The following is an 11,097-nucleotide window of genomic DNA, read 5'->3' as shown; positions in this document are numbered from 1 at the left end:
TCTTAGCTGTAAAGAATATAGATGAGTAATAAAGGCTGTTGTTACGACAATTCTGTTGCAGAAAGCTTCTTTAGCTCATTGAAAAGAGAAATACTTATTGATACTTCACAACACTCTGCTCAACAAACTAGAACTGCAATATTTGAATACATAGAAATTTTTTATAACAAACAACGTCACTATTAACTATTGCATTCCTGAGCATTTTGATTCATCATTCTCTTTGTGAAAAACATTCCAAACTTTCTCTTCACTTTTTCTGGGTAAGGTCAGTCAGCTACTTGGATGACAGGGGAGGGAGGTGCTACCCTGACAATCGTCATCCCGCTACGTGTTAGCGGGATCTAGAGATACCGCGAATGAATCGCGGTATGACGGTCTGCAGCGGTATGACGTAGGGCTGCACTAGCTATATCATGCATTTTATTAACCGACACTATAAACAACATCCTTACAATTATGAGATTGAACCACAACTTGCTCAAGCGTTAAGCTGCTGCGTTTAGCGTCTTTACCGTGGTTTTCCCCAAGAACATTTGTTCTTTCGTGTTTTATTTCTTCAATGAATTTCTTGTTAACGCTTTTAGGGTCAATCTTTTCCTGCGAATATATAAGATTAGTGCAATTTGTTTTTCTATAATAATGTATGCCAAAACCCACAATGAGTAATGCAAGTATACCAGAACCTATAAGTAATGATAATCCTATGTTATTAGTCAAAGGGTTTTGGTAAAATTTTTGTACACCATTAACACCATGTGTTGCAAGTAGCCCTAGAGGAAACGCTATATTTGCAGCAACTACACCAGTAAATAATGCAGTAAATATTGGTCTGTCGTTAATTACTGATTTTATTTTATTAGTTCTAGTAATTACTTTTTCGTCAATGTTAGTGAAGCCTTGTTTAGCTTCCCAAGCATTAAGTACAAAATTTGAATGAGTGCCATTGCTATATTCCAGTCTTACAGATTTTATAGCTTTATCTTTTGGCTGGTGCTCCAACACCTCAGCTAAAATTTTATCCGCATCTTTTTTTTGAATGGAATGTTCTTCAGTGTCTATAAATTGCCTTGTTGCAAAAAATATTGGACCAATTGTAAGCAATGCAGCAAGTGCGATAACTGGTATAGTGATATATTTTGGGCTGTTTGTAAAAAATGCAATAAATTTTGCTTTATCTTGTAAATATAATAAAGCTGCAGATATACTGAATACAATAGCACTTGCACCAAAAATTATAAAACCCTTCTGCTGCATGGCATACTTTGCTCTTGGCAAGAATCTGTTTGTTTTTTTATTTGTTGTGCTACCTATATCAGAATTTAGTGACAAAGACTCTTCAGAGTCATCTTTGCTTTTATACGATGGTAAAGTATTTGAAGACGCACCTAAATCATCTTTTGAGTTTTGACCACCTATTCCACTGTCTAAACTCTTTTTCGAAGATTTTGCATTTGGGTCTATAGCTGCATAAATATGTTTTTCTGATCCATTACCAGATAATCCTCCTAAACCTAAACTTGCTGTTTGTGATACCCAATCATGAGTCTCACCTTTTGTTTCTTCTAGGGAAGAAGGTAGTACTTCAGTACTAAGACCAAACAAATTTTTGTCTTCTTTGTCTTGTAAACCTGGAGCTTTTGGCAAAATCGGTGGTGCTCCATCACCATCTTTTTGTCGATTTACAGATGCATAAGTAGGATCCACTTCCTCATCATCTGATTCTTCATGTGACATTCCCTGCACACGTGGTACTACATTCAGTACACTTGAGATAGCATTTCCTGCTTCTTCAGGCGATGGTGGATCTTTTAGTGTTATCTTGCTATTGTCACCTGTTTGTTCGTAAGAAGTTAATTTTACTGTTGATTTTTCGACTGACCCATGCATATTCACTCCAAAGTTAATTACTATGCTGCATTGATTACGCTATAGTTATTAAGATATAGTAAATACCAATTTACAGATAATGTATCTGTTTAGCAGAGTGGCAAAATAAGGTAGACGAGAAAAGACAACTATAGGAACAAATGGGTGTCATCCCAGTGCCCAGACACTGGGATCCAGAAAATTTGATTGTGTACTATACAACATTTTCGATCAAAAGCTGGATTCCAGTGGGCTTTGTTGCATCGCTACTTATGAAAGGCTAACTATAATTAGGATTATAAGCAACTTATTGAAAATCTTGTTTTTTTGCAATCAATCTGATCAAATTTAAGAATAGTAATTTGTTATTTATATTAATAAACTTAATTCTATTGAAAATAGCTAAAGCATTGAAATTCTTGAATTTTAGCCGGATTAGTGAGTGGTAGTGAAATTTCTTTTACTCAAATTTAGGTATTCACTGACCGTTCTTGTTGTAAATACCAGAATAATAAGCTACTGATATACTCCACCTTTTTTTATCTTTAATCCATCATAGCTAGCGATGCAACAAAGCCATTCCAGTGTCAAGCACTGGAATGACATCGTTTACTATGTGATATCGTGCCATATTGCAATGTTTGTACAGTTGTGGAATGAATCACGGTATGACGTAGGGCTATGCTAGTATAGGCACATTATATGAAGAAGTACTAGCGTTGGGAATACTAGAAAAAAAATACTTACACTAAAAGAAACTTCAGTAGTAAATTCAAAAAGGAAGTTTAAATCCAGGTGGTAAACCCATCATACCTGCAAGATCAGGAGTTGCATTTGCCATATCTTCTTCTGCTTTTTTAATGGCATCATTAAATGCTGCTGTTACTAAATCCTCTACTATATCTTTTTCCTCATTTCTCATAAGTTCTAAGTCTATGTTCACCTTTTTAGCTTTATAGCTACCTATTTTTATGACTTCCACTAATACAGAAACTTTGCCGCCACCAGAAATACCTTGAAACTCTTTTCCAATATATTTTTCTTGAGCTTCTGCAAGCTTTTTTTGCATCTCTTGCATTTGTTTCATTATTTGACTAAGATCCACAACTTACTCCTTATTTTCTATATTAACTACTTTTGCACCTTTAAACGTGTCAAGTATATCCTTGACTGCAGGTGCATAATTTAAATCACTCACTTCCCTGTTTATATAACCCGTATCAACTGTAATAACCCACTCCTGCTGAGTCACCTGGTTTAAGTAATTTTTTAAATCATTGCAAAAATTACTATCCAACTTAGATACAGCTTTTAATTTTAAATATCCAGGTTTACAATCTATTAATTGTAGATTATTGCACAGTTGTTTGTAAAGATAAATTTGGTTACTCCGCCTTAATAGTTGCAAAATCTTATCAAAATCGTAATTTTGTTGTTTATTTTCCACATGGATCCCAGTGTCACGCACTGGGATGACAGAGTGGGGTTGTTGTTTACTTTCCACGTATTTTTTTGGATCTGAGTAGTCAGCTACTTGGATGACAGAGGGGGAAGGTGCAACAGGTCTGCCCTGTCTATTTCCTTGCTCTGCATTCTGTGAAAGAACTTTTTTGATCACCTGTTCTGGAGAAGGTAGATCAGAGAGATAGCAAAGACTAATTAGCATCATTTCAGCAGCAACATCGTTGCATGTTGAAGTTTTTATATCTTGAATACTTTTAAGCAACACCTTCCACAATCTCGAAAAAAATATTAAAGATCTCTTTATACTTAAATCTTTTATCCTATTCTTTTCATGCTCTGTAACTGCATTATCAATTTCTTTTGTAATCAAAAAACGGCATACTAACTGAATTGTTTGCAATAGACCTTCAAAAATACTAAGTGGGTTTGCTGTTTTTATCGCCTTGTCAAACACTAACAAAGCTTTCTGTAAATCACCTTCTAATATTGCCCCTAATAGATCGAATATAATATCTTTATCCACTAAGCCAAGTATGCCTGTCACATTTTTAGTGGATATTGCACCATCTTTGCTATATAGCACTGCTTGATTCATCAAAAACAAGGCGTTACGCATTGAATTTCCAGAGTGTCGTGCAATTAATTCTAATGCTCCCTTTTCAATGGAATAACTCTCTTTTCGTGCAACATCATTTAAACGTTCCACTATTTTAGCTACAGGAATGTTGTGTAAATCAAATCTTTGACAACGTGCAATAATAGTTATTGGTATCTTTTTTATTTCCGTAGTTGCTAAAATGAACTTTACACTAGATGGTGGCTCTTCTAGGGTTTTAAGTAATGCGTTAAATGCGCTGCTGGATAACATATGTACTTCATCTATAATGTAGACTTTGAATTTAGAGCTTATAGGTGAATAGCAAATATCTCCCAGGATTACTTTAATATCGTCAATGCTAGTGTGACTTGCTGCATCGATTTCAATTACATCTGGATGGCTTGAATTTTTTATTGCTAGACAATTTTCACATGATCCGCAAGGTTCAAAAATTGGCCCCAGGGAACAATTCAAACATAAAGCTATTATCCTTGCAGTGGTGGTTTTACCAACTCCACTACTACCAGAGAGCAGTATAGATTGTGGGATTTTGTTTAAAATAAAAGCATTTTCTAATACACGCACTAATATATCTTGACCTACTAGATCTTTGAAGCTACCAGGACGATGTTTTGATGCTATATTCATAGCCTCGGATAAAACAAATAATGAAATAGGTATGCAACCCAAAAAGGTTCTGATATGGCTGCTTCATTTCTGATCTGACCAAATTACAGAGTTTTTGCCTGCATACCTTATAAAATATTATACTTTTTTTTTTATTTAGCAAGGTATATCCTATATTAGTCTTATAATTTATATGTTAGACCTTTTGCAACATTACTTTGGAGTAAACAACTGTTACCTAAAATACTCTTCTTCTGTCATCCCAGTGCTTGACTACTTGGATCCAGAAAACTTAATTTTAAATGAATACATCAGGCTGTTGCATAATAAGAACTGGATTCCAGTGTCAAGCACTGGAATGACACCCTTCCGGTGGGAATTGCTCTCAAACTACAATGTTCGTACAGTTGTACTGGGATCCAGATATAAAAATATTTGCAAATTATGCAATGTACAACGGATTCTAGGAGTATATGTTAAAAATAATGTCCATAAAATGTCCATAATGAAATAAGCTGGATGCCAGTATCATGCGCTGGGATGACAATCTATAAGTACTGGGATAATAAAAGAGGAATATTATGATTTTATATCATTTTCCTCTTTGTCCATTTTCACGAAAAGTTAGAGCTCTTCTCAAAGAAAAAAAGTTGGGCTGTGATCTAGTGTATGAAAATCCGTGGGAAAAGCGGACTGAATTTATGGAGATCAACCCAACCGGGCAAGTACCAGTATTAATAGATAATAACTCTGTAATAGCGGATAGTAATGCCGTTTGTGAATATATAGAAGAGACTTACAATAGCGATATAAAATTACTTGGTTCATCCACTATTATTAAGTCTAAAATACGCGCTCTAATCAATTGGTTCGATAACAAATTTTACAATGAAGTTACTAAGTATATTATGAATGAAAAAGTAATTACTAACCGCAGCCCTGACTCTAGATTTCTTCATGCAGCTCAGCATAACCTGCCTTGCCATATGGAATACATCGAACACTTAATTAACAAGAACGTTTGGCTTGCAACTGATAAGTTCACTTTAGCTGATATTACTTTAGCATCGCATATTTCCGTAATGGATTATGTAAGTAGTTTTCCATGGGAAAAAAGTAAAATTTTAAAAGAATGGTACTCCATTGTTAAATCAAAGCCTTGTTTTCGTGAGATATTATTAGAGAGGATTTCTGGTTTAATCCCTCCTAAACATTATGCTGACCTTGATTTTTAACTTATGTTAGCTTTAAAGCTACAGTCATTCCTTCATCAGTTGGAATCAATATAGAGAAATATTTTTTTTCATCTGATAATCTATTATTAAACTCCCTCATGGCATGCCATGATTTTTCTGATACTTCTTTTGGAGGCGATTCTAAAAATACTGTGTTAAACAGTAGAGTGTTATCTGCAACGATTAGCCCATCTTGTTTAATGTATGACTCTGCCCAATCTAAATACTTAGGATAACTACTTTTGTCAGCATCAATAAATATCATGTCAAATGGTGCTTTTGCTGATAATTCATTAATTTTTTCCAGTGCATCGCCTTCTATTAGAGTAATTTTATCACTTAGATTAAAAGCACTAAAATTTTTTTTTGCTATTCTTGAGTGTTGAGGATTATTTTCTATTGTATATATATGACCGTCTTTTAGTAGAGCTTTTGCCATGCAAATCGACGAGTAACCGTATAACGTGCCAATCTCAACAATACTTTTGATTTTTTGGATTTTTATAAATAAACTTAATAGCTTTCCTTCTTCAGGGCCAATTTGAATATGTTGCTTTTTTTCAAGAATACAATATTCTTCTATTTTTTTATATTCTTTTGCAAATAGATTTCTTATGTATGACAATTTTATACTAAAATTATTACGCATATATTATAAATTAGGGAGACTTAATTCATACACAATTTATAAATATAATAATATAGTTTAAAATAATAAAAACATTTATTTTAAGTTATTATTTCATAGTATAAAATTTTAAGTGACAAAAATTATTATATATCGTACTATAGTTAACTAGTATAATAAACAGTCGATTATTATGCTAGAATTAAAGGGATTGTTTATGCGCATTTCTCTTTTTAAAATATAATTTTTATAATCAATTAGAGGGGGTTATATGTCTTATACTATTGCTGGTGAAGTTGAAACGTTAAACAAAAAATCTAACAAGAATGAAGGGGTTATGTTACTACATAATCCAGCTTATCGTGAAAAGTATAAAGAACGTTTTGATGAAGCTCAGAGAAAAGTTATGGATATGGTTCAGTTTTATGATGGGACAATAGTATTAATAGAGAATAAAATCGCTATGTATTACTACACTTGGCACAGTAAAAAAAGAGAGTTTGAGCGTAAAAAACAACAAACAGTAGTGAAAAACAATGACTCAGCATAGAGTCTTTTATATGGTAAGCTACAGTGGTATTACTTCACTATAGCTTTTCCATATAATTTATCTATCACATTAGTGAAATATTTCAGCTCTTTATACCCTCCATGTTTAACTTTATTATGCTCTATATATGATTTATCATCGTTAAGCTTGATGAAAAATATTGGAGTGGCTGTGATACCAAGTTTATTAATTGCCAGTGATTTATCATTTACGATTTTATCCATTATTTTCTTATCATTAATGCATTGGTTAAATGCATCTTGCTTTAAGTTGCTTAGTGCAGCAATTCTTTGTAGTAAAGTCAAATCACTTAAATTGTAGTAATCCCACGAATCTATTGAGTTAAAAACAGCTTTGTTAAAATTAAAGTAGTCTTCTTGTTTTTCGTAGCAATGACTTAGCATTGCAGCCTTTAGCCCTCTGTAATCTAAAGGAAAATGACGAAATATATATAACATCTTACCTGTGTCTATATATTTCTCTTTAATTTTAGGAAAAACATTCCTATGAAAAAGAGAGCAGTGATAACAAGTTAATGAAGCATATTCTATCATTAGAATTGGTGCTTTTGGATCTCCTAATAATTTATCATTAGGTAATGGCGATAATAGCTCATTTGATGTTATTTCATTGGGTTTTTTTTGAATGTATTGGTTATCGGATAAATCTTGCTTAACAACTGCATAAGAATTAACACTTATGAAAATTAATAAAAACAATAGTCTAAAAATCATTACAATGTAAACACTTAACTTACTAAAAAAAATTATACACTTATATTAATAATGTCAAGATAACTTTTGTTTAGCAAGGCTTTCAGCCCTATCTTTAAATGCAGCAATTATTTTACTTTGTGTATACTTATATACTGAGTTTAATAAAGTGGAAAATGAGTTGGACTTAAACTTAAACTCTATATAAAACTTTACCATAGTTTTATTTTCGTCTATGGGAATGAATTGCCATTCATTGTATAGATGTTTAAATATTCCATTTGATGATACAGCTTTTATCCAACCTTCATTTGTTCCACTTGGAGAAAGAGAAGTAACTTCTGATGTATATCTACCTTTAATTCCATGAAAAGCTGCGAGGAGATCCACAACCATTTGGTTGTTAATTTTTTCTTTTATATAAACGGCTTTGCACCAAGGAACAAAATCAGGATACCTTTCAACACCAATTACAATTTGGAATACTTCATTAGGCAAACATAGGAAAACACCCCGTTCTTTGTATTGATGAAGCATAAATGTTAAACCAATCAAAATAGGATCCGTATCTACCGTCAGCCTTAGTAGATTCCTGAGACTAAAGTTAAGGTGGGCATCGCGTACCAATTTCAACGAAATTAACAGAGGCAATTCCCTTGACTAGAAATTATCGCTCGGGAAATTTAACTTAACTCATAACGCATAGAACAGACCCTTAATTAATTGTAGATGATTTATACAAGGTGTGTCTATAGATATATTAAAGCTAGCGATTATTATTTAATCTTTATTAAACTTTGCATTCTAAGTATCATAGCCAATAAATATATCTTATGAACATTACTAAAGTTTTAACTATCATTGTTTTTATTGTAATTTCTTCAAGTGCTTACACCAATTGTACAGATCACAAAATTTTTGTGCATACTATGAAGCAACAAGTGGATGGTATATCTACAAAGGAGAATAAAAAAAACCGGGAATGTGTGCAAAAGAAGCTTCAGGAGGTCATTCAAAACAGTGTTAACCTCAAAGGAATATCGCAATTCGTCATAGGGAAACATTGGGCTTTAGTTAAACAAAAAGAAAAAGAAGATTTTTTAAGAGAGTATGAAGTGTATCTTACGCGTTTGTGCGTTAAAATTTTATATAAATACATGCATGATAGTGAAATGATCATGATGAGTACAAAAGCAGTTGACGATGAAACTTGCTTAATTGGTACAAGATTTTCTTACGGTGATGAAGAATTTACAAATATTGATTTTAAAGTTACTAAAAATAACAGTTCTTTCTTGATAAGTGATGTTGTAATGAGTGGAATAAGTATTGCTATTAATCAACGTTATCAATTTAGTGAAAAAATCGACACACATGGCATAGCAAGTGTGATAGATGAATTAAAATGTAACAACAATCTATGATATATATGCCTCATTGGCCTAAGCCACTTGGTAGCAGGCCGAATGATTTTTCTCTTGATCGCATAAAAGGCTTTCTTAGCAAACTAGATAACCCCGAGAAAAAAATGCCTCCCGCAATTCATATAGCTGGAACTAATGGGAAAGGCTCAACACTAGCATTTATAAGATATATAATGCAAGCAGCAGGGTATAAGGTACACGCATACACTTCTCCACATTTAGTGAGTTTTAATGAGAGGATAGTGATAGCCGGCAGCTATATCGACGATAATGAATTATATAGCTTATTAGAAGAATGTCGTGCAGTAATTGCAGAACAACCTATCACTCTGTTTGAAGCTGCAACTATTGCAGCTTTTTTAGCTTTTTCTCGTCATAAAGCCGATATAACTTTAGTTGAAGTGGGTATGGGTGGAAGGCTTGATGCAACAAATGTTATAGATAATCCGATTTTAACAATAATTACTTCCATTGCACTTGATCATACGGAATATCTTGGCCCTACTGTAGAAATTATAGCAGGTGAAAAGGCTGGAATAATGAAACCTAATGTTCCTTGCGTAATAGCACCGCAAGAAAAATCTATAGTGAACACGCTAGAACACCACGCAATAAATAAGAAATCTCCCTTGTATAGAGGAGGTCTTGAATGGAATTGCAAAAAAAAGAACAACAAAATGGTTTTTCAATCAGCTATTCAATCAATAGAATTTCCTTTGCCATCTTTAAAGGGTGATCATCAGGTGATTAATGCAGGCAATGCTATTGCAGCATGTAGTATTTTAAGTGGAAAGTATGAATTTGATATTGGAGAAGAGGATATCACTTCAGGTTTACAGTGCACTTATTGGCCTGCACGGCTAGAGTCTATAAAAGAAGGTAATTTAATTTTCCTACTACCGAAAGATTGGCAATTATTTTTAGATGGTGCACACAATAATGATGGTGCTAGAGTACTATCTCAGTGGGTAAAAGATAATTTTGCTGAAGGTATTTATATGGTTTTTGGTGTTACTAGTAACAGAAATGTGGAAGAGTTCTTAGAGCACTTAAAGCCATACATCAAGCTACTATGTGCGGTTTGTGTTAAGTCTGAACCTAAAGCAACAAATACAAATTTGATTAGGGAAAAAGCCAATAACATAGGAATAAAAGCAGTTGAATGTGAATCAATTGGCGATGCAATATCAAATCACATATTAAAAGCCTCTACCCAAAACGTCAAAACCATACTAATCTGTGGCTCATTGTTCCTAGCTAGAGACTTCGCTATGGAGAATAGCTAACTTTGATGATATTAACTGACCGATGGGGAAATAACTTTGATTGCTCATAGTACTGCTTGGCTTTTCGTTATCGACTTCTATAAACTGATCATCACCTTTAAATTGCTCCTCAATTGAATTTATAGCTGTCTTTTTGAGAATATAATTACTTGCAGCATTTAAAATAGGTGAAGTAACAATTAAAAGCGTGAATGGTAATGAAAGTAATAAGCCGGATAACATCATAGAGTTAGTTATACCAAAGCCGTTGGCAACTAAATCTAATCCCACACCGAAAAACATTAAAGATGTACAGATTGTGTTGCTCAAAATAACTGAATTTTTTAGCCACTTTAATTTAGTCCTATCACTCTTTGAAAAATTTTCGCATTCTTGGTCAAAGTTAAACAATAACAAAATATTAGTCTGATGATTAAACTCTTTCCCATTTCTAGTATAAATGCTCTTAACAGCTAGACTCAAAATAGATCCTGCTAACAAGGGAGCAAGAAAACCTACTGCTATTGGTACATTAGAAGAAATACCATTAATTATTAAAAATGCAATTGATGTGAAGGATACTAAAAGAACTCCTAAGAACCTGTTAAGGATCTCGAAAATATGAGGTAAAATAAGCATAGTTAAGAAAGAGGTATATCTATGCAAAAAAGCTATCCAAGAGATATAAGTAAAGAACAATTTGAAAAAATTAGACCAATACTGG

General features: G+C 33.1%; 12 protein-coding genes, 2 other RNA genes and 3 pseudogenes. 8 read left to right on the top strand and 9 right to left on the bottom strand.

The annotated features are described in order from the left end of the window. Positions 1-21: 21 nt before the first annotated feature. Positions 22-229 (top strand): annotated as a pseudogene (locus OZD63_RS05030) (IS3 family transposase); the annotation flags it as partial. Positions 230-426: 197 nt separating this feature from the next. Here the strand turns inward: OZD63_RS05030 and OZD63_RS05025 are convergent. Then, entirely contained in the window at positions 427-1,890 is a 1,464-nt protein-coding gene (locus OZD63_RS05025) for a hypothetical protein (RefSeq protein ID WP_274979925.1), read from the bottom strand. A gap of 140 nt (positions 1,891-2,030) precedes the next feature. On the opposite strand from OZD63_RS05025, the gene OZD63_RS05020 reads away from it, so the two are divergent. Continuing rightward, a complete protein-coding gene (locus OZD63_RS05020; protein ID WP_274979926.1) occupies positions 2,031-2,153 on the top strand; it encodes a WPE palindromic element domain-containing protein in 123 nt (40 codons plus the stop codon). A 281-nt stretch (positions 2,154-2,434) separates the two neighbouring features. Further along, a complete protein-coding gene (locus tag OZD63_RS05015) occupies positions 2,435-2,557 on the top strand; it encodes a hypothetical protein (RefSeq protein WP_275008289.1) in 123 nt (40 codons plus the stop codon). A gap of 84 nt (positions 2,558-2,641) precedes the next feature. Here OZD63_RS05015 and OZD63_RS05010 read toward each other — a convergent pair whose 3' ends face one another. The 3 genes from OZD63_RS05010 to ffs all read right to left on the bottom strand — a co-directional run bounded on the left by OZD63_RS05010 (position 2,642) and on the right by ffs (position 4,694). Beyond that, positions 2,642-2,956, bottom strand: a complete 315-nt coding sequence (locus OZD63_RS05010; RefSeq protein WP_065094503.1) for a YbaB/EbfC family nucleoid-associated protein — start codon at positions 2,954-2,956, stop codon at positions 2,642-2,644. Positions 2,957-2,977: 21 nt separating this feature from the next. Continuing rightward, the gene (dnaX, locus tag OZD63_RS05005; protein WP_275008288.1) at positions 2,978-4,579 is read right to left on the bottom strand and encodes a DNA polymerase III subunit gamma/tau; all 1,602 of its coding nucleotides are present in this window, start codon (positions 4,577-4,579) and stop codon (positions 2,978-2,980) included. A 15-nt stretch (positions 4,580-4,594) separates the two neighbouring features. Continuing rightward, positions 4,595-4,694, bottom strand: an RNA gene (ffs, locus tag OZD63_RS05000) — signal recognition particle sRNA small type. 111 nt (positions 4,695-4,805) lie between these two features. Here ffs and OZD63_RS04995 point away from each other — a divergent pair. Further along, positions 4,806-4,922: pseudogene (locus OZD63_RS04995) on the top strand (WPE palindromic element domain-containing protein); the annotation flags it as partial. A gap of 217 nt (positions 4,923-5,139) precedes the next feature. Then, positions 5,140-5,793 (top strand): glutathione S-transferase family protein, encoded by a 654-nt coding sequence (locus OZD63_RS04990; RefSeq protein WP_275008287.1) that lies wholly within the window; start codon positions 5,140-5,142, stop codon positions 5,791-5,793. Position 5,794: 1 nt separating this feature from the next. Here OZD63_RS04990 and OZD63_RS04985 read toward each other — a convergent pair whose 3' ends face one another. After that, the gene (locus OZD63_RS04985; RefSeq protein WP_010081993.1) at positions 5,795-6,442 is read right to left on the bottom strand and encodes an O-methyltransferase; all 648 of its coding nucleotides are present in this window, start codon (positions 6,440-6,442) and stop codon (positions 5,795-5,797) included. A gap of 250 nt (positions 6,443-6,692) precedes the next feature. Here OZD63_RS04985 and OZD63_RS04980 point away from each other — a divergent pair, with 250 nt between their 5' ends. Further along, positions 6,693-6,971: a DUF2671 domain-containing protein gene (locus OZD63_RS04980; RefSeq protein ID WP_006279425.1), complete on the top strand. Its 279-nt coding sequence runs from the start codon at positions 6,693-6,695 to the stop codon at positions 6,969-6,971. A gap of 29 nt (positions 6,972-7,000) precedes the next feature. On the opposite strand, the gene OZD63_RS04975 is transcribed toward OZD63_RS04980, so the two are convergent. The 3 genes from OZD63_RS04975 to ssrS all read right to left on the bottom strand — a co-directional run bounded on the left by OZD63_RS04975 (position 7,001) and on the right by ssrS (position 8,401). Continuing rightward, a complete protein-coding gene (locus OZD63_RS04975; RefSeq protein ID WP_275008285.1) occupies positions 7,001-7,705 on the bottom strand; it encodes a DsbA family protein in 705 nt (234 codons plus the stop codon). Between the two features lie 54 nt (positions 7,706-7,759). Further along, a complete protein-coding gene (locus tag OZD63_RS04970; RefSeq protein WP_274980012.1) occupies positions 7,760-8,221 on the bottom strand; it encodes a type II toxin-antitoxin system RatA family toxin in 462 nt (153 codons plus the stop codon). A gap of 19 nt (positions 8,222-8,240) precedes the next feature. Then, positions 8,241-8,401: non-coding RNA, 6S RNA (gene ssrS, locus OZD63_RS04965), on the bottom strand. Positions 8,402-8,517: 116 nt separating this feature from the next. Between ssrS and OZD63_RS04960 the strand changes: the two genes are divergently transcribed. Continuing rightward, entirely contained in the window at positions 8,518-9,108 is a 591-nt protein-coding gene (locus OZD63_RS04960; RefSeq protein WP_275008284.1) for an MlaC/ttg2D family ABC transporter substrate-binding protein, read from the top strand. Then, the gene (locus tag OZD63_RS04955; RefSeq protein ID WP_275008282.1) at positions 9,105-10,394 is read left to right on the top strand and encodes a bifunctional folylpolyglutamate synthase/dihydrofolate synthase; all 1,290 of its coding nucleotides are present in this window, start codon (positions 9,105-9,107) and stop codon (positions 10,392-10,394) included. The genes OZD63_RS04960 and OZD63_RS04955 overlap by 4 nt, the downstream gene beginning before the upstream one ends. Here the strand turns inward: OZD63_RS04955 and OZD63_RS04950 are convergent. Next, a pseudogene (locus OZD63_RS04950) lies at positions 10,362-11,097 on the bottom strand (hypothetical protein); the annotation flags it as partial. The gene OZD63_RS04955 and the pseudogene OZD63_RS04950 sit on opposite strands and share 33 nt — an antisense overlap.

Source organism: Wolbachia endosymbiont of Drosophila leontia, from assembly GCF_028981785.1.
Lineage (GTDB): Bacteria > Pseudomonadota > Alphaproteobacteria > Rickettsiales > Anaplasmataceae > Wolbachia > Wolbachia pipientis.
The sequence above is the reverse complement of the archived record's forward strand: the minus strand, read 5'-3'. Positions and strand labels throughout refer to the sequence as shown.

Bases quoted from the DNA above. Each gene is read 5' to 3' on its own strand.
- dnaX (WP_275008288.1), bottom strand. From the start codon at position 4,579: ATGAATATAGCATCAAAACATCGTCCTGGTAGCTTCAAAGATCTAGTA.
- OZD63_RS04985 (WP_010081993.1), bottom strand. From the start codon at position 6,442: ATGCGTAATAATTTTAGTATAAAATTGTCATACATAAGAAATCTATTT.
- OZD63_RS05020 (WP_274979926.1), top strand. From the start codon at position 2,031: ATGGGTGTCATCCCAGTGCCCAGACACTGGGATCCAGAAAATTTGATT.
- OZD63_RS04970 (WP_274980012.1), bottom strand. From the start codon at position 8,221: ATGCTTCATCAATACAAAGAACGGGGTGTTTTCCTATGTTTGCCTAAT.
- OZD63_RS05015 (WP_275008289.1), top strand. From the start codon at position 2,435: ATGCAACAAAGCCATTCCAGTGTCAAGCACTGGAATGACATCGTTTAC.
- OZD63_RS05010 (WP_065094503.1), bottom strand. From the start codon at position 2,956: ATGAAACAAATGCAAGAGATGCAAAAAAAGCTTGCAGAAGCTCAAGAA.
- OZD63_RS05025 (WP_274979925.1), bottom strand. From the start codon at position 1,890: ATGCATGGGTCAGTCGAAAAATCAACAGTAAAATTAACTTCTTACGAA.
- OZD63_RS04990 (WP_275008287.1), top strand. From the start codon at position 5,140: ATGATTTTATATCATTTTCCTCTTTGTCCATTTTCACGAAAAGTTAGA.
- OZD63_RS04975 (WP_275008285.1), bottom strand. From the start codon at position 7,705: ATGATTTTTAGACTATTGTTTTTATTAATTTTCATAAGTGTTAATTCT.
- OZD63_RS04980 (WP_006279425.1), top strand. From the start codon at position 6,693: ATGTCTTATACTATTGCTGGTGAAGTTGAAACGTTAAACAAAAAATCT.
- OZD63_RS04955 (WP_275008282.1), top strand. From the start codon at position 9,105: ATGATATATATGCCTCATTGGCCTAAGCCACTTGGTAGCAGGCCGAAT.
- OZD63_RS04960 (WP_275008284.1), top strand. From the start codon at position 8,518: ATGAACATTACTAAAGTTTTAACTATCATTGTTTTTATTGTAATTTCT.